Source organism: Paenibacillus hamazuiensis (genome assembly GCF_023276405.1).
GTDB lineage: Bacteria > Bacillota > Bacilli > Paenibacillales > NBRC-103111 > Paenibacillus_AF > Paenibacillus_AF hamazuiensis.
In genome coordinates this window covers 3,279,384-3,297,695 of record NZ_JALRMO010000001.1, presented here as the reverse complement: position 1 = coordinate 3,297,695, position 18,312 = coordinate 3,279,384, and the positions used below count along the sequence as shown (strand labels likewise).

20 protein-coding genes and 2 tRNA genes are annotated in these 18,312 nt (G+C 50.0%); 15 read left to right on the top strand and 7 right to left on the bottom strand.

Annotated elements, in window-relative coordinates:
- Positions 1-8: 8 nt before the first annotated feature.
- Positions 9-839: an alpha/beta hydrolase family protein gene (locus MYS68_RS14585; protein ID WP_248926542.1), complete on the top strand. Its 831-nt coding sequence runs from the start codon at positions 9-11 to the stop codon at positions 837-839.
- Between the two features lie 60 nt (positions 840-899).
- Here the strand turns inward: MYS68_RS14585 and MYS68_RS14580 are convergent, their stop codons facing one another.
- Positions 900-1,373 (bottom strand): DinB family protein, encoded by a 474-nt coding sequence (locus MYS68_RS14580; protein ID WP_248926541.1) that lies wholly within the window; start codon positions 1,371-1,373, stop codon positions 900-902.
- 151 nt (positions 1,374-1,524) lie between these two features.
- Between MYS68_RS14580 and MYS68_RS14575 the strand changes: the two genes are divergently transcribed.
- The 6 genes from MYS68_RS14575 (at position 1,525) to MYS68_RS14545 (ending at position 4,522) form a co-directional block, all read left to right on the top strand.
- Entirely contained in the window at positions 1,525-1,725 is a 201-nt protein-coding gene (locus MYS68_RS14575) for a hypothetical protein (protein WP_248926540.1), read from the top strand.
- A gap of 158 nt (positions 1,726-1,883) precedes the next feature.
- Positions 1,884-2,048, top strand: coding sequence for a mechanosensitive ion channel protein MscL (locus MYS68_RS14570; RefSeq protein WP_248926539.1), 165 nt, complete (start codon positions 1,884-1,886; stop codon positions 2,046-2,048).
- A gap of 182 nt (positions 2,049-2,230) precedes the next feature.
- Positions 2,231-2,620 carry a VOC family protein gene (locus MYS68_RS14565; RefSeq protein WP_248926538.1) on the top strand — a complete coding sequence of 130 codons (390 nt, stop codon included), beginning with the start codon at positions 2,231-2,233 and terminating at the stop codon, positions 2,618-2,620.
- Positions 2,621-2,912: 292 nt separating this feature from the next.
- Positions 2,913-2,985, top strand: a tRNA-Val gene (locus tag MYS68_RS14555).
- 151 nt (positions 2,986-3,136) lie between these two features.
- Positions 3,137-3,209, top strand: a tRNA-Val gene (locus tag MYS68_RS14550).
- Positions 3,210-3,613: 404 nt separating this feature from the next.
- Positions 3,614-4,522, top strand: a complete 909-nt coding sequence (locus MYS68_RS14545) for a hypothetical protein (RefSeq protein WP_248926536.1) — start codon at positions 3,614-3,616, stop codon at positions 4,520-4,522.
- On the opposite strand, the gene MYS68_RS14540 is transcribed toward MYS68_RS14545, so the two are convergent.
- Positions 4,519-4,947: a PilZ domain-containing protein gene (locus MYS68_RS14540; protein WP_248926535.1), complete on the bottom strand. Its 429-nt coding sequence runs from the start codon at positions 4,945-4,947 to the stop codon at positions 4,519-4,521. The genes MYS68_RS14545 and MYS68_RS14540 overlap by 4 nt on opposite strands.
- 128 nt (positions 4,948-5,075) lie before the next feature.
- Between MYS68_RS14540 and MYS68_RS14535 the strand changes: the two genes are divergently transcribed.
- The 3 genes from MYS68_RS14535 to MYS68_RS14525 all read left to right on the top strand — a co-directional run bounded on the left by MYS68_RS14535 (position 5,076) and on the right by MYS68_RS14525 (position 7,026).
- Complete coding sequence (locus tag MYS68_RS14535; RefSeq protein ID WP_248926534.1) at positions 5,076-5,372, top strand: DUF1811 family protein; 297 nt, start codon at positions 5,076-5,078, stop codon at positions 5,370-5,372.
- Positions 5,373-5,484: 112 nt separating this feature from the next.
- The gene (locus MYS68_RS14530; RefSeq protein WP_248926533.1) at positions 5,485-6,450 is read left to right on the top strand and encodes a C40 family peptidase; all 966 of its coding nucleotides are present in this window, start codon (positions 5,485-5,487) and stop codon (positions 6,448-6,450) included.
- Between the two features lie 99 nt (positions 6,451-6,549).
- Positions 6,550-7,026: a divergent PAP2 family protein gene (locus MYS68_RS14525; protein ID WP_248926532.1), complete on the top strand. Its 477-nt coding sequence runs from the start codon at positions 6,550-6,552 to the stop codon at positions 7,024-7,026.
- Between the two features lie 33 nt (positions 7,027-7,059).
- On the opposite strand, the gene MYS68_RS14520 is transcribed toward MYS68_RS14525, so the two are convergent.
- Both MYS68_RS14520 and MYS68_RS14515 read right to left on the bottom strand, forming a co-directional pair.
- Complete coding sequence (locus tag MYS68_RS14520; RefSeq protein WP_248926531.1) at positions 7,060-8,682, bottom strand: ATP-binding protein; 1,623 nt, start codon at positions 8,680-8,682, stop codon at positions 7,060-7,062.
- A 177-nt stretch (positions 8,683-8,859) separates the two neighbouring features.
- Positions 8,860-9,606, bottom strand: a complete 747-nt coding sequence (locus tag MYS68_RS14515) for an MBL fold metallo-hydrolase (RefSeq protein ID WP_248926530.1) — start codon at positions 9,604-9,606, stop codon at positions 8,860-8,862.
- Between the two features lie 347 nt (positions 9,607-9,953).
- On the opposite strand from MYS68_RS14515, the gene MYS68_RS14510 reads away from it, so the two are divergent.
- The 3 genes from MYS68_RS14510 to MYS68_RS14500 all read left to right on the top strand — a co-directional run bounded on the left by MYS68_RS14510 (position 9,954) and on the right by MYS68_RS14500 (position 12,483).
- Positions 9,954-10,571 carry a stalk domain-containing protein gene (locus MYS68_RS14510; protein ID WP_248926529.1) on the top strand — a complete coding sequence of 206 codons (618 nt, stop codon included), beginning with the start codon at positions 9,954-9,956 and terminating at the stop codon, positions 10,569-10,571.
- Between the two features lie 109 nt (positions 10,572-10,680).
- Complete coding sequence (locus MYS68_RS14505; RefSeq protein WP_248926528.1) at positions 10,681-10,989, top strand: DUF1292 domain-containing protein; 309 nt, start codon at positions 10,681-10,683, stop codon at positions 10,987-10,989.
- Positions 10,990-11,125: 136 nt separating this feature from the next.
- Positions 11,126-12,483, top strand: a protein-coding gene (locus tag MYS68_RS14500) for an IS1182 family transposase (RefSeq protein WP_248924449.1) whose coding sequence is annotated in 2 segments (ribosomal slippage) — positions 11,126-11,690 and positions 11,690-12,483 — 1,359 coding nt in all. Because the reading frame shifts where the segments join, the coding sequence is not laid out codon by codon here.
- Between the two features lie 122 nt (positions 12,484-12,605).
- On the opposite strand, the gene MYS68_RS14495 is transcribed toward MYS68_RS14500, so the two are convergent.
- On the bottom strand, positions 12,606-13,025 hold the full coding sequence (locus MYS68_RS14495) for a DUF1885 family protein (RefSeq protein WP_248926527.1): 420 nt from the start codon (positions 13,023-13,025) through the stop codon (positions 12,606-12,608).
- A 134-nt stretch (positions 13,026-13,159) separates the two neighbouring features.
- Here MYS68_RS14495 and MYS68_RS14490 point away from each other — a divergent pair, with 134 nt between their 5' ends.
- Positions 13,160-13,981 carry a Cof-type HAD-IIB family hydrolase gene (locus MYS68_RS14490; RefSeq protein ID WP_248926526.1) on the top strand — a complete coding sequence of 274 codons (822 nt, stop codon included), beginning with the start codon at positions 13,160-13,162 and terminating at the stop codon, positions 13,979-13,981.
- Positions 13,982-14,180: 199 nt separating this feature from the next.
- Here the strand turns inward: MYS68_RS14490 and MYS68_RS14485 are convergent, their stop codons facing one another.
- Entirely contained in the window at positions 14,181-15,650 is a 1,470-nt protein-coding gene (locus MYS68_RS14485) for an aminotransferase class I/II-fold pyridoxal phosphate-dependent enzyme (RefSeq protein WP_248930911.1), read from the bottom strand.
- A 231-nt stretch (positions 15,651-15,881) separates the two neighbouring features.
- Between MYS68_RS14485 and MYS68_RS14480 the strand changes: the two genes are divergently transcribed.
- A complete protein-coding gene (locus tag MYS68_RS14480; protein WP_248926525.1) occupies positions 15,882-17,054 on the top strand; it encodes an MFS transporter in 1,173 nt (390 codons plus the stop codon).
- 443 nt (positions 17,055-17,497) lie between these two features.
- Here MYS68_RS14480 and MYS68_RS14475 read toward each other — a convergent pair whose 3' ends face one another.
- Complete coding sequence (locus MYS68_RS14475; protein ID WP_248926524.1) at positions 17,498-18,238, bottom strand: hypothetical protein; 741 nt, start codon at positions 18,236-18,238, stop codon at positions 17,498-17,500.
- Between the last annotated feature and the right edge of the window lie 74 nt (positions 18,239-18,312).

The window sequence follows — 18,312 nt, the reverse complement described above, 5'->3', positions numbered from 1 at the left end:
GCAGCGTTATGCCATCATCCGTAAAGCTTGATTTAGGGGAGAACCGCGTCATTCGCGCCAGCGTGTTTCACGTGAATACGGAAGCACGTGGTACCTTGATTATAAGCCACGGCTTCAAGGGCTTTAAGGACTGGGGATTTTTCCCGTATGCCGCGGAACAACTTTCCGAATTTCTTGATGTGATCAGCTTCAATTTCTCACATAACGGTGTAGGCGATGATTTGCAGCAGTTTACCGAACTCGAAAAATTCGCGCAAAATACGTATTCCCTGGAGGTAGAGGATTTGGCTGCGGTAGTCCGCGCCGTCAAGTCCAAAGCGATAGGGGACGTTTCGGTGCACGGAAATCCGATTTTCCTGCTCGGACACAGCAAGGGAGCGGGAACGAGCCTGATATACGCGCTCGACCATCCCGGCGAAACCGCAGGTGTCATCAGTTGGAACGGTATCGCCGACGTCAATATTTTTTCGGCGGAAAATGTGGAGGAAATGCGGTCGCGCGGCCGCTCCTACACGCTCAATGGACGCACGAAGCAGCAAATGCCGCTGGATCGGGTCATTTTGGACGATATTGCGCAAAACCGCGAACGATTCGACCTATTGCGGCGCATCGGCACGATCGATGTTCCGGTCGCCCTGATCCAGGGTACAGAAGATCACGATCGGCTGCGCAAAGGTTCCGCCAAGCTGCTTGCGGCGAATCCGTCGATCCGGTATGTCGCCGTAGAAGGCGGGAATCATACGTTTAATGCGGTGCATCCTTTCGCCGGAACGACGGAATCGCTGGATCAAGCGATTGCCGAGACGAAGCGGTTTATTTTAACGGTACTGGACAAATAAGACCCCAAAAACCCGCTGAGTCTTTCGCAGCGGGTTTTGTCCATTCGAAAGAGTCGAAGCCTACGCCTTCAGCGAAACCGCAGCTTTGCTCAACGCATTAATCATCCCCATGTGAACGCCCTCGTGATATAAGCTGTAATTCAGCAGCTCGCCGATCGTTTCCATTTTGTAGCCAAGTCTTGAAAACGGCTTGACCGCCCGTTCATTGAGGCGCGGTCCGAGCTGCCGTATGATATGCCCGGTCTGCTCTTCAAGCTCGGCGAGCAGACGCTCCGTACCGGGAGGAGTCCCTTCCCAAAGCGACGGCCGCGATCCGTTGCCGAACCATTGCAGGTATTCGGGCGGAAGCCGGGGCTCAAGGCCGGCAAAATGCGCCGAAACCGTGTCCTGTACGATCAGGATGTGGCCCGCATTGCAGCGGATCGTATTGCTGTACCCGGGCGGCATCGTATCGAAGATAGCCGGATCGGTTTCGCGCAGCGTTTTCAACGTGATGGCACGTACGATTTGCACTTGATTAAGCAGCTTGTCCACCCGATGCAACCCTCCTTAACGATGAAGCTTACCTGATCATCATAGTCCGGACGGCGGCAGAAGGCAACCTAGGCTGACGCCGTGTCCGTGAGATGTGCCGCTGCATACCTATAAATGCGGCTATTTTTGGAGAACGGGGTGCATTCAAGCCATGAGCAAAGCTAAAAACAAGAAAAAAAATACGCCTCCCAGCAGCATAGACAAATCGCAGTTCAACATGAAGGTGGTCACTTCGGACGTGTGCAGTTCATGCCGCAAATGTGCGCGCGGCATCGCTTATTTGGATAAAATGTCTCTGCCTGGGGCAATAGGCAAAGGGGTCCCATGTATTCTGACCAGAGGACGGGCGTGACGTTTGTAAAAGCTTAGGCGGACGAATAAATCAGCCTTCATTTTTTCTTTTCACAATGCCTTTGAAAGTTCACAAATTCGGCATCTGCATTTAATGCTCGCTTAATAAATATAAACTACACTAGGATTAATGAAACAAACGAAATGGAGCTGTGAAACGTGTTAGTTTTCGATATTGTCGTCAACGGAGAAGTGAAGGAAACGGTCAAGCCGATGAGTCAGCGGATGAAAGATATTTACTTGCTGACGCAGGGAAAACTGAAGGAAGTTAAAGCGAAATACGGCAGCAACGTGCAGGTGCGCAAGCGCATTTTAACCGTATAACAAGCGTAAGTTTCAGCGGAAATACCCCCGATAAGGGAAAATTCGCCCGGACCCGTTCTCCCTAAGGACGGATCGGGTATTTGTTTGTTCCCATTTGCCTGTCTGCAGAGGACAGGTGCGCCATTTTATGGTACACTATTTCCGAATCGTGAGAAATCGCTGCGGAAAGGCAGGTACATCAGATGGCTGGAAAGAAAATTGAACACGTCGGTATCATGGTTAAGGATATCGAAGCGTCTATCGCATTTTACCGCGATATTGTCGGTCTCGAGCTCAAATATCGGATGCGGCATACGAATGGGGTCATTGAGCTCGCTTTTCTCGGATTTGCCAATGCGGAGGAGACGGAACTGGAGCTGGTTCAGGGGTACAACGACAAGCTGCCGCAAGAGGGCAAGGTCCATCATATCGCTTTTACGGTAGATGATGTCGAAGTCGAGTTTGTCCGGATCAAGACGCTTCCGGTACAGCTCATCGACCAGGAAATTACGACGCTGCCGAACGGCTCCAGGTACTTTTTCTTTTACGGACCGGACGGCGAGTGGATCGAATTTTTTCAAACGACCAGGTAGGGCGCGATGAAAAACGAACCGTCCGCTGTGCAGGGTAAAATTAATTGCTTCGGCTGCAAGCATTTTTACGTGACGTGGGATCCGTCTTTCCCGCGCGGCTGCCGGGCTTTCGGGTTTAAAACAAGCGAGATGCCTTCCGCACTGGTGTTGAAATCTTCCGGGCAGCCCTGTATGGAATATACAAAAAAAGGATAAAACATAGAGTGGATATTTTACGTGGCAAGTCTTGACTTCTCCCGCGAGCCCTGCTATTATATAAAAACCGACGCAAACGGCGGTCGGTTTGGAACTTGACTTGTTAGCTCAGCTGGGAGAGCACCATCTTGACAGGGTGGGGGTCGCAGGTTCGAGCCCTGCACAGGTCATATGACAACAGCTCCTTGATCCTTTTAAGGAGCTGTTATCTACTCGTACATTGCGCGTAATCGACTTCATAAATTTTTAAAAGAAGTCTTTACAACTGGAATTATTTATTTTATAATAGTAAACGCGTCGAAAATTATGTGTTGCTAATACGACTTGTTAGCTCAGCTGGGAGAGCACCATCTTGACAGGGTGGGGGTCAGTGGTTCGAGCCCACTACAGGTCATACCCAAGAGTCCTTGATTATCAAGGGCTTTATTTATTTTATACGGAATCAGGAGCGGTGGCGTACTAGGAGAAACAACCCCTAATTAGTTTATAGGGGTTGTTTTAGCGGTGGTTGTTTTTAAGCCGACAACAAGATTGGCTATTTTTTTCCCAAAGCGTACACCTATGGATTATTATAAAATGAAATAACTTACGATACAAAAAAGTATCGAAAAAATCCGTAAATAGTCCTTATTCAATACCTAATGTATCAAGTTTTTCGATTCAACCGATCCTGCTTTAACCTTGAGAAATCAAGGTTTATTTGTTGTGTTGAGAAATCTATGCGGGGGATTTAGAGGGCGCACGCTTTGTGCTATAATCTTGTTCAGAAACGACACAAGCCAAGCGAGCGAGGGATCGATGATGATTAAGAAGATGGACGAAAAACGGGATATTGTGGAAAGCTGGCAGGAAGAGGCGGAGCTGCACCGCTGGGAAGCGATGCAGCTTATTATCCACGCCCTGAACAAATCTCCTGAGCCGGTCGAAGCGGCGGTAGTCGGAACGGGATGTTGGGACGACGTGGATTGGACCGAAATAACCGCACGCGTATCCAATATTACGGTCTTCGATCTCGGGAGATCAGGAGGGCAGTCGGCTGTGCAAGGGCTTACGGGACCGCTCTCGCGTAAAGTAACCGTTCATACGAACGCCGATTTGATCGGTCTGGAGCAAGTCCGATTCCAGGAGCGGTTTCAGAGCCTGCTGGAGAGCGGGGCGGAGCCCGGGCAATTGATCGCATTTCTCGGCGAGACGGGCGAGCACGTGAAACAGGCGCGGCCATTGGAGCAGATCGGGCGGCAGTTTTCTTTGGTCGTTTCGTTGCCGGTATATACGCAATTGTTTTACATCGATGCGATGCTCATGCTCGCGCCGTATATGGAAAATTACGGGCCGGAGCAAACGGCGCAATTGACGCGACAAATCTCTTCCGTAAGGGATATTTGTGTGGAAGCGTACAACCGGGTGTTGTTTTCCATGCTCAAGCCGGGTGGGCGAATCGTCATCTGGTCGGATATGATGATCGTAAACGAACAAACACAGCAGGTAATGGATGAATTGTATATGGAGAGAACGGAAAAAGAGCGGGTTCGCCGCATATTTACGGCCTTTGGCCAATATGGAATGGAAGCGGCCATAGCCGGTATGAAGGGTGCGTTCGACCGGATGAATCCGGAACAAACTCATTTCACCACCTGGCTATGGCCGCTCGGCAGGGACAAGCAGTTTGTTGCCGCCGGCCTTGCGGGAAGCGGCATACAAGCTTAGAGCAGCTTGAATTGGGCAAGTTCTTCATCCGTGCAGAAGCTGCAGCTGGACAGCACGTTCACTTTGCGAAGCTTGATCGACAAGGCGTTCAGCATGCTGACCAGCGCGGATTCCTCCGGTTCATTTAAGGAGAATTTGGTCGAATACTCGTAAATCTGGGGTTTGACTTCTTTCACCCGCAGGAGCTGCCCAAGGATTTTGTATGGTTTGCCCAAAGCGGTAAATTTGACTTCAAACAGCACGTTCAGCTCTTCGCTGAAGTTGATGTCGGATACGAATCGCATGCCGCCTGCACTAATATCGTGAATGGCGATTTTCGCGGTTTTGACTTCGGCGTCATCCGGCAGCCCGATGATTTTGAGTTCCGCACAAAGCGGGTGAACGAAAGATAGTCGGAAAAAACTGCGTTTGTTTTCAGTATTCATGAGGACAGCACCTTTATCTAAGTAAGTTTCTTCATTAATCTTATATGATTATGGGGTAATCTGGCAATAAGCCGAAAGAAATAAAAGCCGATTCGCAATTTTTGTTGATTTGGTTGAGAGGTGCAGGAATGAAAAAAAGATTCAGCGAAATGACCCGTACTGAGCTGGAAGCGGAAATGGAGTCCATCTTGGGCGAAATAGAGAAAGCCGAATTTCCGAGCCAGAGGGAAATACTGCAAAGCAGGTATGATACGGCAAAGGCGTACACGCTGAACCCCGAGCAATTTACGCCCGGAACCTACAGGGTCCGGGGACGGAAAGAGCTTTTTCGCTTGGTGTATTTGAACGGGGTGATGGCTTGGGGGGAAACGGACAGCGAAAAGGAAGCGAGTTTCCTTATTTCCGTGCTGGAAAAAGCGGAATAACGCCTTTGCCATCATTTGGAGTAGACAGATACCCATTCATCCTCCCGGCCCATTGCGAATGATTTGTTGAAAAGGGGCGTTTTCCCCTTACCAGTCAGCCGGGAGGACGAATATGAAAAAGCGGATTACGATCATTTTAGTTGCGGCGGCAAGCGCCGCGTTAATCACGACGGCCTCGGCAGCAACCGGACTCGTTTCATTTGAAACTGTAGCGGCTCCGTTTCATTGGAAAGTCGGGGATAAGACGTATTCTTCCCAGGATGGCTACAGCGATGGAACTACGACGCTGCCCTCCAGCTTGAACTATAACGGCACCACCTATATACCGATTCGCCTGCTCGCGGAAACACTAGGCTTCAAGGTGGATTGGGACGGCAGCACCAATACGGCAACCATCGTTCCACCGGATAATGAGGACGATCCAATCAGCGATCTCCCCGGTCCGTTTGCGAACAAAAGCACGATATTGGATCTTGCCCCGGAAGTATCCGTATTGTCCGCGGCTTCCATCCGAACATCACCGGCGGACTCGCAAGGCGGCACATCGATTCCGGCCGGTACTAAGCTAAAAGTTCTAGGCGAGGACGGAAAGCTGATTAAGGTGCAAAATAACGGTGCGGAAGGTTATGTGGATATGGCGGCAACCGATTATGTTGCGGAAGCGGACAGGCCGTCCTGGGAACAAAAAGCTGACGCGATCATTCGCCTTGGCGGCACCTTCCTCGGAACGCCATACCAATTCGGTGCAGCGGCAGGGCAAACGAATACGTTTGACTGTTCGTCCTTTGTCGGCTACATATTTGGTAAGCAAGGAATCAAGCTGCCGCGGGATTCGCGGCAGCAGAGCCAGAAAGGAACTCCGGTCGATCTTGCCGAACTCCGCAAAGGCGATTTGATATTTTTCACGACTCCCCAAAGAAAAAATAAAACCGGCATCGATCACATTGGGCATGTGGCCGTCTATGCGGGAAACAACAAGCTGCTGCACACGTTTCGGGTCGGCATCGGCGTGACGGTGACGGAGCTGGATAAAAACTGGAAAAGTCGCATCGTTTCGGCCAAACGCGTTATTAACTGATTGCCCGTGTTTAGATTTAACAAATAGTTCTTCCCTCATCCGGCATTGACTTCGCATAGAAAACCGGCAATCTTCGGATTCTATACATGAGGTGATCGGATGAACAAGGCATTGATGACATCCCTAATCAGTATCGGGGCCACACAGCTGCTCAAGGTTCCCATCAAATTTGTCGGTACCGGACGGTGGGATTGGAAAACCGCCGTTCAGACCGGAGGGATGCCAAGCTCTCATTCGGCAGGGGTTTCATCACTTGCAACTTACGTTGCATTGAAAAAAGGAATTTCTTCCGTTCCGTTCGCGCTTGCCTCGCTTTTTGGACTTATCGTCATGTACGATGCCATGGGCATACGCCGCCGTGCCGGAGAAATTGCCATGGAAGTGAACCGCCTTGAGACGCAGGTTGAAAAACTGACGGAACAGCACCCTCAAATATATCACCGAAAAATGCAAAAGGAGCTGGAGGAGCGGCTTGGCCACATGCCCAGGGAAGTGCTTGGAGGCGCATTATTCGGAGTCGCGATTGGAACATTAAGTTATTTGACGGACCGCAATCGGCGAAAAAGATGGTTCTGAAGCGAAGTGCACACATGGACAAAAACCCTGACATTATGTCGGGGTTTTTTCTTGGACCGCAGCAGACTCGGCGAGCGGAAATGAAATGGTGAAAGTTGTGCCGGCGTGTTTGACGCTTTCGACTTCCAGCCTGCCTTTGTGATCCTGAATGATTTTATGGCAAATGGCGAGGCCCAGGCCGGTCCCGCTTTCCTTGGTTGTATAAAAAGGGGTGAAAATTTGCTCCAGCTCCTCCGGCGTCATCCCGTTTCCGTTGTCGCGTACTTCCATAACGGCCTGGTCCCGCTCCACACTGACGCGTATGAGTACAACACCTTCCGTGCTCATCGCTTCATATGCATTTTTCACAAGATTGAGCAGAAGCTGCAGTATTTTGTCCGGGTCCATCCACATATGCACCGGTTGTTCCGGAAGTTCGGTTCGGAGCTGGTGCCCGAGCCTTGCCGTCTCCGACTCCATCAAGGACAGCACTCTGGCGACACATTCCTGCAGCGTGTGAATTTGAAACTCTTTCGGATGAGGTTTGGAAAATTGCAAAAACTCCCCGGTCAGCATGCTCATGCGGTCGATTTCCATCATGATCAGCTCGTACCATTGCCGGACATTGTAACCGTTTGCTTTTGCCAGTTGGAGAAATCCTTTGACGGTCGTCAGCGGATTGCGAATTTCGTGAGCCATTCCGGAAGCGAGCTCTCCGACCACCTTCAGCTTTTCCGAACGGAGCATGTGTTCCTCCTGCTTTAACCATGCATCTCGTTTCATCATAAACAGTTTTTTTTCCGCGATCGAAATCAAATCGTCTTTGGTAGAGGCTTCATAAGGATAAGCGGCAATGCCGTAAGTAATTTGAATGCCGGTCAGCTTGGGAAATTCGGAGCCGAGCTTGCCTGAAATATGGGTGTACGTCTCTTCATGGTCGTCCATTTGGAGCGCCACCGCAAACTCGTCGCCGCCGTATCTGGCAGTAAATAATGCGTCGGGGAACATAATGCCGAGCAGTTGGGCGACTTGCTTGAGCAGCAGATTGACGCCTTGAAATCCGGTGCTGGAATTGAGCGATTTTAAATCCCGGCAATCGAGCAGCACAAAGATGATCGGACGTCCGTCATGGACCATTTTTTCAAGCTGACGGTGGCACTCTTCGAAGTTGATGAGTCCGGTCAACGAATCGTGAGTGATCAACCGTTCCTTTTCCCTGTTTAAGGTTACCGTTTGATGCTGGGAAGTGCGCATATATTTAAATAAAAACAAGGCAAGTATAAAGAAGGTCACGCTGTAGTAAAGAATGTGGAAAAGAATCGGCGTTTCCTGAACCGATTCCACCCGGTCATGCTCAAAGACGATCACTCCGTAGGCGAGAATAAACAAGGTCGATATAGATGCAGCTTGCCCATAAGAACGCATGTGGTTGAAAGATCGTCCGAGCTGCGCCATATATAAGGTTAAGCTCCAATCGGTGCCGCTGTACCAATGGATGGCGACGAGCAGCATAAATTGCAAATAACCGTTGGAAAATATTTTTTTTTCAATGGAATGGGAGACAACATATAGAAGACCCAGCAATATCAACAGCTGCGGTGATTCCGATTGGCGAAAAACGATCGAAGATACGATAACGGCTGCGGTGTAACCGGAAATAAGCCAGCGAAAGCTCATGGTATCACCTCGCAAGGATTCGAGAATAAGTGACCAAAATAGTAATTCTATGCCCGTAACTGAATCCCTGCAAAAGAAAATGTAAAATTATCCATGATCAGTCAGATGGAAAGCAAAAAAAACATACCTCCGCTATGAAATAACGGAGGCGTGCTTCCTCTAAAAGACGAATGTAAGTTATAACGGAAATTCATATAGTTGATGCTGCTCTAAAAAACGCATTCGGCCGGTTTTGCCGACGTATTGGTCTTTGTTGTCGTTATAATGCATGAGAAATACTTTTTCCTGAATTTCGTCCGGCAGCGTGAGCAGCTCGTCCAGGGTGGCATGTACGAGACCGGGCGAATTGAATTGGCATTCATGCAGAATATACTTGCATTTTCGATTTTCGTGCATTTCTTTAAGCAACGAAAAATCAAAAACCGTGTCCGCGCTGTAAAACACGTAATCGTTAAGGACAAAAGAATAGCTTGGCTTTTGCGGAATATGTTTCGTCCGAATCGCTTCAATGCTTAAGCCTTCAAACAGATCGGTCTTCGTATTATCCTCGATCGTGACGACGTCGAAATAATCTTCAAGCCTATTGATTCCATCAGCCGGATTTTCCAGTCCGCCTCTTAGCGATCGTTCCCATAAAGGGTCTGCGATTGAGGAGGGAACGAACAGTTTAATTTTGGTCCGTGCGCTGTACATCAGGTGAAAAGCGACTTCTTCAAGACCTCCGACATGGTCGGAATGGATATGTGATATCAAAATGCCGTCAATGGCATGGAGCGGAATTTGCAATTCGGAAAGCGAACGGGGGGCGGTGACGCCGCAGTCGATCATCAGCTTATATCCGTTTACATATACCAAGGCATTATTATTATAATATTTTTTTGTAAAGACTGTACCTGTTCCCAGCATTTGAACTTGCAGGTTCACAACATAACCTCCACTTCCGGGTGACAAAACACTGTGTATCTTTTTAAATCTATCATGCAACTCTTCGGTTTATCAAGCTATTTTCCGGTGCGTTGTCTAAAAATAGATTAAACTTTTCATTTCCCGGGCAACCGCAGAAGATTTGAAAATGTGCGGTATTGCGGGCGGAATCGACAGCTGTTCCTGTGCTTTCGACACTATATTTTGTGACAGGGTGACGAGGAGAATGTTGTATGCTACAAGATATAGTTTTTTTTATAAAAATACAAACGCTGCGCGCAACTCTTTTTCGCCTTGGGAGTATAATCATATAGATTAAAGCTTACGACATGATGGAGGGTTCATTTATGAAAGTTCGTCGGGCGCTTGTTCTGGCTTTTGCGCTATCGCTCTTGGGAACGGCATCGGTGACGGCAAGCTCGCTCTGGGGAGATTTCGAGGGCTTTAGCCGGGCGAAGCTGTACATCAACAATGTGGAGAAACAATTCAGCGACGGTGAGACTCCCGCCTTTTTGGTCAAAGGCAGCGCCGTATTACCGGTGAGAATGCTCGCCGACTCGCTTCAAGCGTTAGTTAAGTGGGACAATGCCAATAAGACGGTTAACGTTTTTAAACCTAATGTACATATGTTTGTGGCGAAGGAGGTCGGAAAAGATTATTCCGTCAAGCAGCCTTTCGGGAAAGTGAAGAAGGGCGATACGATTGATTTTGCCGTTTTTGCGCAAGTGGACAGTCTGGATACGAGCATCAGTTCGTTCAAGATTTCGATTGAAACGCCGAGCGGCGAACAAGCGGTTGCACCGCATGAGAAAGCCGTTGGCGGAGAGAAGGACAGCTTTTGGTATCCTTGGCCGTTTACTGTCACCTTCTCGGAAAGCGGCAACTATATCGTCAAGTTTTCAGTGAAATTGGACGATTCCAGCGATTACGTGGTTGTTTCCAAAAAAGTGATCGTTTCGGAATAATCGGTTCCTTTCGGCGTTGACCCGTCCAATCCGGCGTTCGTTGACCTCGCTATCCGAAAATGGTACGATACGGAAGGGTTCTTAATTTCACGAGAAATGAGGTCATTCGATGAGCGATCACAACCATCATGATGATTGCGGATGCGGACACGATCACGATCATGAGCATGATGAGGAAATTTTTATCGTAACGGATCAGGACGGCAAAGAGCATGAAATGGTCATGGTGTACACATTTGAAGTGAAGGAACAAGCTTATGCCGTATTGCTCGATCGAAACGAACCGGAAGCCGATGGAGTAATTTTCCGCATTGAGGAAGAAAACGACGAGGCGTTCCTTGCCAGCATCGAGGACGAGGCGGAATGGGATCGCGTTGTCAAAGTTTACGAGGAATTGATGGAGCAGGATCAACAATAAGATGATAAAACCCTTCTTGCGAAAGAAGGGTCAGCCTGTTGAAAAACCCAACAGGCTACTTTTTCGTTCAATATCTTTAACAAATTACCGCGTTAATATGTTATAATGTAAATATACTCTTAAGGCGGTGGATCCTATGCTTCGCTCTAATCCGAATGTCCAAAATGAATATGAATTGGTGTGTATCGAGGAACTGGTTCATCCAGATCATCCTCTTCGTAAAGTACATAAGCATATCGACTTTTCCTTTATTCTCGACTTAGTCCGTCCTTATTACTGCGAGGATAATGGACGTCCCTCGGCAGATCCCATCATGCTTTTCAAGATGCTATTGATCGGGTATCTTGACGGCATTCGCTCCGAACGACGGTTGGAAAGAGAGGTTTTCTCTAATAATGCTTATCGATGGTTTCTGGGGCTTGGGCTCAAGGATCGCGTGCCGGATCATAGCACCCTTAGCTACTTTCGTGAACGTCTTCAAGAAGGCGATGTACTTCAACAAATCTTCGACCGGGTCGTTCTGCTTGCTATTCAACATCGTCTCGTTGCCGGTCGGGTACTTATCACCGACTCAACTCATCTTAAGGCCAATGCGAATAAACGAAAGTTTGTTCAAGAGGAAGTAACCAAGAGTACGAAGGCCTACATGGAAGAACTGGACGAAGCAATTCGTGCCGATCGCGAGGCTCATGGAAAAAAGCTTTAAAGCCACGAGAGGAGGTGGAAGAAACCAAACTAACGAAGGTAAGCACAACCGATCCGGAGAGCGGTTATATGGTGCGGGACGGTAAGCCGGAAGGCTTTTTCTATCTCGATCATCGGACCGTCGACCACAAATACAACATCATCATGGATGTCCACGTCACTGCCGGCAATGTTCACGATTCTGTCCCTTACATAGAGCGTTTGGAACATATCATCAAGAAGTTTAAATTCGAAAAAACACTGGAAGCCGTCGCACTGGATGCAGGTTACTTCACGTCGCACATTTGCAAAAAGCTTCAAGACAAGAAAATATACGCGGTCATCGGAGGTAGAGCCTTTACCCCAGTTAAAGGATTAATGGCTAAGTGGCGATTTAAGTATGATGCGGAGAACAATGTGTATATATGTCCACAAAAACACGAATTGAAATATACGACAACGGATCGCGAAGGCTACAGACAGTATAAGTCGGATCCGAATCATTGTGCGAACTGCCCCATGCTCAAAGAATGTACCCGGTCCCGGAATCACCAAAAAGTCATCACCAGGCATGTATGGCAGGATAGTAAAGAGTGGGTAAAACAAAACGGTAGAAGCAAGTCCGGCAAATATCTCTACCGCTTACGATACCAGACGATTGAGCGAAGCTTCGCGGATGCCAAAGAGCTCCATGGGCTTCGCTACTGCCGGTTCCGCGGCCGAAACAAAGTGCAGCAGCAAGCATTACTGACTGCACTATGTCAAAACATTAAAAAGATCGCCAATATCCTGGCTAAAAGGGCCGGATAAGAGGCGATCTTCTATTTTTAGGGCTAAATTCAAAAAATGATCCTACAAAAGCCCCGAAAAACCGGGGCTTTGTCAACAATCTGACCCTTCTTGCGAAAGAAGGGTTTTTTCGTGGGCACTGCTTACTTGCGGGGATTGAAATACATGATTCTGCCGTTAAACAAATGAAGCTCCGCCTTCAGGTGGCGGCCCAAATATTTGCAAAATTCGTTGCCCTTGGCTTTATCTCCGTGCGTGCAGTCGTCCGGCAGGACGACCTGGACGTAATGCCGCAGCTGCTCTCCCTCTGTTTCGCTGCCGACGCCGAGAACGATGTATTTGTACAAGGGGGAGCTTCCCTTCAAATAAAACCATTTTCCTTCGCCTTCCGGCTTTGTTTCGATCGTGTAGGGGAAGCCGGCATCGGCGTATTCCCAGCCGAGTTGTTTGCCGGTTAAGGCAAGCTGCTCCTTATATTTCAGCAAATGCTCTTTCAATTCGTCCAGCGTCAAGGAGGATACGGCGGAGCCTTCCACAAATTTGATATAAGCGCTTTGTGCCATGAACGGATACACCTGCCTGAACATTTTCGTAATTTCAAGAATATTGGAATGATTTGCATATTCGCCATGATCATCATAGCATTACGGCTGCATTTTTACAATCGCTCAAAAATGCGGCGGAAGGGGAATGTCCATTGGATACACTCAAAGGCTGCTTGCTCGTAACGGATTTGGACGGTACGCTGCTGAACAAGGAAAAACGGATCAGCGAAGAAAACAAGGCGGCGATTCGGCGATTTGTCGATCAGGGAGGGCTGTTTACGCTTGCGACAGGCAGAATCGCCAGCTCTGCGCTAGTGTTTGCGGGTCAACTTCCGGTATGCGCTCCGGCGATTCTTTATAACGGTGCGATGATCTATGATTTTGCGGCAAACCGGGTTGTGTGGGAGCGAACGCTTCCCGACAGGGCGGCAGTTGTTGTGGAGAGGATTGCCGCAGCTTTTCCGGGCATCGGCATCGAGATCTACTCCGGGGGTAAGCCGCATTTTGTCAAGGAAAATGAAGTTACCGATAAACACCGTATGCTGGAGGGCTTTGCGGGAGGGTCTGCAGGTGATTGCCGTCAGGTTCCCAAGCCGTGGCATAAGGTGCTTCTCGCCTGGAATCCGGAATCGCTTGATGCGGTGGAAAAGGAAGTGGCTGGGTGGGAAATGGAGGATATCACTTTCGTCCGTTCCGATGCCAAATATTTCGAAATATTGCCGAAAGATGCGACCAAGGGCCATGCGCTCGAACGGCTGGTCGAAATGCTTGGAATCAACCCGTCGGCGAGCGTAGCGGTCGGCGACCATATGAACGATATGGAAATGATCCGCCGCGCCGGAACGGGCATCGCCGTCCTAAACGCGGAGCCTGCGCTTCATGAAGTGGCGAAGCGAAGCTGCAAGCACCACGACGAGCACGCTCTCGCCGATGTGATCGAGTGGATAGAGCGGAGCTGGCCGGATTTGGGGTAGCATGTCCGGCGTCTGCTTTGCATCAGCAAAGCGATGCCGGACAGCCGCAGGGATTAGCGGAAATGAACATCGGCACACCCCATTATCTCTTTTCGATTGGGGTGAACGGGTCCAGGGCAGAGCCATGGGGTCCCCCTCCTCCGGAGGGGGATTTAGGTGGCGGGGCTAGATTTTAGGGTGGGCAGGTGGGTAAAAAACCTTAGAAGATCGCCGGCGTCTCCACGATCACCTTGACCTGTTCGATGCTGCGGTCTTCCGGCCCCTTAACCGGGAGCCCCACCTCGATGTGCTCGGTGATATAGTCGATCAGCTCCTGCGTAATAACCTCGCCCGGGAGTAAAATCGGAATGCCTGGAGGATAAACATAGATGAATTCGGCGATGATCCGGTCGGCCGATTCTTTGAACGGGATGATTTCCGTATCCCCGTAAAAGGCGTCCCGCGGCGTCAATGTCAGCTGGGGGATCGACGGAATTTTAATGACCAGCTCGTTTTCCTCGCGAACGTTGTAGTTTTGTCTGGACAGCTCGCGCATCGCTTCCAGCAGCGTCTCCACGTTTTCCCTCGTATCTCCGGGAGTGACAAGACAGAGGATGTTATACATATCGCTCAGCTCGACTTCGATATTATAATGCTCGCGCAGCCAGTTTTCGACGTCGTACCCGGTGATGCCCAGCTTGCGCACATGTATGGTCACTTTGGTCGGATCGTAATCATACGTCGCTTCGGTACCTAAAATTTCTTCGCCGAAGCAGTACAGTCCCGGAATCGCATTGATTTCGCGGCGGGCGTAGCTTGCCAGCTCAAGCGCATGCTCGGCCATTTGCCGGCCGTTGATCGCCAGGTGGCGTCTTGCGGTATCAAGCGACCCGAGCAAAATATAGGATGTCGACGTAGTCGTCAGCATACTGATGACCGTCTTGACTCGGCGCGCATTAACGCGTCCTTCCCGCACGTTGAGCACCGAGCTTTGCGTCATGGAACCGCCGAGCTTGTGCACGCTGGTCGCAGCCATATCGGCCCCGGCCTGCATGGCGGACATCGGCAGCTTGTCGTGGAAATGGATCAGCACGCCATGCGCTTCATCCACAAGCACAGGGATGTTGTAGCTGTGAACCAGATCGACGATCTCCTTCAAATTGGTGCAAACGCCGTAATACGTAGGATTGATGACGAGCACCGCCTTGGCGTCCGGATGCCGCTCCAGCGCGCGTTGAACGGAACGCTTCGTGACGCCGTGATCGATGCCGAGGTTGGCGTCACGCACCGGGGATAAAAATACCGGCTTTGCTCCGGCGAAAATAATCGCGGCCATTACCGATTTGTGCACGTTGCGGGGGACGATAATTTTATCGCCTTGTCCGCATACGGTTAAAATCATCGTCATAATCGCGCCGCTTGTCCCCTGTACGGAGAAAAACGTATAATCGGCGCCGAAAGCATCCGCTGCCAGCAGCTGCGCCTCTTCGATGACGCCTGTGGGCTGGTGCAAATCGTCGAGCGGCGCTATATTGATAAGGTCGATGGATAAGGCGTTGTCGCCGATAAAGCGGCGAAACTCGGGGTCCATGCCGACGCCTTTTTTGTGACCGGGAATATGAAATTGAATGGGATTTCGTTCTGCATGGCGCTGAAGCGCCGTGAACAAAGGAGTACGCTGATGATCCAGCACGGACAACACGTCCCTTCCGACAAAATTAAACAAATTTGAGTATATCATTTTCCGGCATGGATGCAAGCGACAATTCTAAATCTTATGTTAAGTTTGCTGCAGCGGGAGCGTGACCATTCCATGTTCACGGAACGTTTATTTTATTCGGGAAAAAAGTTGTGATACGATAGAAAGGCATGTTTATTCATCTCCATTTACATATAAAGGCCAGGGAGGCTTTCCAACGTTATGAAAAAACAGCTTGCCGTCATCATGGTACTACTGATGACCATTTTTATCGGATTCGGCATCATTATTCCGGTTTTGCCTCAGGTGGTGACCGAATCGGGAGCGGATACGTTTCATCTGGGCATGCTGCTGTCCGTCTATTCGGCGGCATCGTTCCTTATGTCGCCGGTCTGGGGAGCGATATCGGACCGCTGGGGAAGGCGGCCGATCATCATGATCGGGCTGCTGGGCTTCAGCATCAGCTTTTTCATCTTTGGCATTTCGGGGGACAATCTGCTGCTGATGTACGTTTCGCGGGTACTCGGCGGCTTGTTTTCCGGGGCGGCTACCGCCTGCGCGGTCGCTTATGTGGCCGATATTACGTCGGAGGAAAACCGCACGAAAGGGATGGGACTTGTCGGCATGTCGATCGGTCTCGGCTTTATTTTCGGGCCTGCGTTCGGAGGAGTGCTGAGCCAGTGGGGGCATCATGTACCTTTCTTCGCATCGTCGCTGCTTGCGCTGGCGACGATGGCGTTTGCCTTCGTGATGCTGCCGGAATCGCTTGCCCCTGACAAGCGAGGCGTGAAAAAAGAAAAACAGTCACGCTGGTCGGCGTTCGTAGGTCCGCTGAAATATTTGTACGTGCTGTCGTTTTTCGTTTCGTTCTCGCTGGCAGGGCTGGAAGCGACGCTGCTGTTGTTCGAGCAGGATAAAATCGGAGCGACTCCGCTTCAGTTCGGCATTATTTTTGCCGTTAGCGGCGTAGTGGGGGCACTGATTCAGGGCGGTATTGTTCGGCGGTACATTAAAAAAGGCGACGAGCAAAAGGTGATCGCAGTCGGCTTGCTGCTGTCCGCCGCCGGCTTCGCGCTCATTTTGCTGTCGTCGAACGTCGTCACTGCGGCGATCTATTTGTCCGTGTTTGGGGCGGGCAACGCCTTGATCCGACCTTGTGTGACGTCGCTCATTTCGCAAAAGACGCCGGTCGGCCAAGGCGTCGCCTCCGGACTTAACTCGTCGATGGACAGTCTCGGCCGCATCACCGGCCCGCTGCTCGGCGCTGCGGTGTATGACTACAGCCACGCGACGCCGTTTTGGACCGGTGCGGCGCTCTCCATCGCCGCCCTGTACTTGCTTTACCGCTTCGTGACGCTGGACCGCGGCAGCAAACCGGCCAGCCGCGCGGCTTAAGTCTCGCGAATGGCTTTGCTCGGTGCAGATTGATGATCGCACTAGATCCTCGAGTTTACCTGCGCAGCGGTAAGCAAGAAGGCTGACCATTCCGAAAGGGGAGGTCAGCCTTCTTGCGCTGCAACGCCTTAGTACAGAACGCTCCGTCAAGGCAATAAGATCAGCAATTTCGGTTAATCAAGATGAATGCGTTTTTTTGGCAACTTCTAATTTACCTTCTAATTTACCTTCTTCTTTAGCGCTATAAATCAGGCTGTTTCTTTCAATTCGCGAGTTCTCCCGTATTTCATATAACTTAAGGTCTCCTCGTCGCTGCTTAGCCATTCCAAGCGTTCACGTTTCCCTTTGCAAATAAAGCAAAAACAGCCGCTTGGGGGAGGCGGCTGTTTTTGCTGGAAATATGTCGAATGGAAACGATGGGTTTGCATAGGTAAGTAAGTAATTTAATTTTGCGCAGAAGATTTGGCTTCGCGCTTGTGATCGACCATTTTTTCGATCATCGGAGTCATCTGCTCTTTGATTTTGGCGACCAGTTGGTCTTTGCTGATGCCCTTCGCTTCGGCGATTTCCGCCAAAGACTTTCCTGCTTTAAGCTCCGAGCTTAAGTCCTCTTTGCTCATTCCGAGAAGTTCCGCCACTTTGCCAAGGCTTTCCTTCATCATCGGATGTTCCTTCAAGGCTTGGCTTTTGCCAAGCAGATGGAGGCCTTTTTTGTTTACCATAAAGCTCAAATGTTTGGACATGCTTTCCTTCAGCTTCGCAGCTTTATCGGCGGTGATTTTGCCGGAGGCGACCGCTTCGTCGATTTTATTGCTGCGTTCGGTTTGAAGTTTGGCCACGAGATCGCTTTCTGTTATGCCCTTCTCCTTGGCGATGTCGGCCAAGCTTTTTTCCTTCAATGCCTCGGTTAACGCTTCTTTATCCATGCCTAATATGGCAGCGGCTTCTTCAACGATAGGAAAACGTTCTTCATCGCGCTTTTGCCCGGCCTGCCGGTTCGCGAGCCTCTGTTTGAATTCCTTAAGCTTGCTTTGCTTGTCGCCCGACTGGGTTTGCTGCTGGTCATTTTGCGTCTGATTCTCAGCAAGCGCCCGCCCGCCAGCTCCGTAAGCGAGGCTGCCGCCCAGCAAAATAGCGAGTGCCAGCGTGCTTACAATGAGCTTCCTGGAGTACGGTTTGTACAATAGTCGATACCACCTTTCCGCTTTAAAGTTCGGGAAGCGGTGCCGCCTGGCACCGTGCTTTCCCAACATCCTTA

Excerpts from the sequence above, each read along its gene's own strand:
- MYS68_RS14575 (WP_248926540.1), top strand. The coding sequence starts at position 1,525 with ATGAGCAAAGCTAAAAACAAGAAAAAAAATACGCCTCCCAGCAGCATA.
- MYS68_RS14480 (WP_248926525.1), top strand. The coding sequence starts at position 15,882 with ATGAAAAAACAGCTTGCCGTCATCATGGTACTACTGATGACCATTTTT.
- MYS68_RS14530 (WP_248926533.1), top strand. The coding sequence starts at position 5,485 with ATGAAAAAGCGGATTACGATCATTTTAGTTGCGGCGGCAAGCGCCGCG.
- MYS68_RS14540 (WP_248926535.1), bottom strand. The coding sequence starts at position 4,947 with ATGAATACTGAAAACAAACGCAGTTTTTTCCGACTATCTTTCGTTCAC.
- MYS68_RS14520 (WP_248926531.1), bottom strand. The coding sequence starts at position 8,682 with ATGAGCTTTCGCTGGCTTATTTCCGGTTACACCGCAGCCGTTATCGTA.
- MYS68_RS14565 (WP_248926538.1), top strand. The coding sequence starts at position 2,231 with ATGGCTGGAAAGAAAATTGAACACGTCGGTATCATGGTTAAGGATATC.
- MYS68_RS14585 (WP_248926542.1), top strand. The coding sequence starts at position 9 with ATGCCATCATCCGTAAAGCTTGATTTAGGGGAGAACCGCGTCATTCGC.
- MYS68_RS14545 (WP_248926536.1), top strand. The coding sequence starts at position 3,614 with ATGATGATTAAGAAGATGGACGAAAAACGGGATATTGTGGAAAGCTGG.
- MYS68_RS14525 (WP_248926532.1), top strand. The coding sequence starts at position 6,550 with ATGAACAAGGCATTGATGACATCCCTAATCAGTATCGGGGCCACACAG.
- MYS68_RS14505 (WP_248926528.1), top strand. The coding sequence starts at position 10,681 with ATGAGCGATCACAACCATCATGATGATTGCGGATGCGGACACGATCAC.
- MYS68_RS14510 (WP_248926529.1), top strand. The coding sequence starts at position 9,954 with ATGAAAGTTCGTCGGGCGCTTGTTCTGGCTTTTGCGCTATCGCTCTTG.
- MYS68_RS14535 (WP_248926534.1), top strand. The coding sequence starts at position 5,076 with ATGAAAAAAAGATTCAGCGAAATGACCCGTACTGAGCTGGAAGCGGAA.
- MYS68_RS14495 (WP_248926527.1), bottom strand. The coding sequence starts at position 13,025 with ATGGCACAAAGCGCTTATATCAAATTTGTGGAAGGCTCCGCCGTATCC.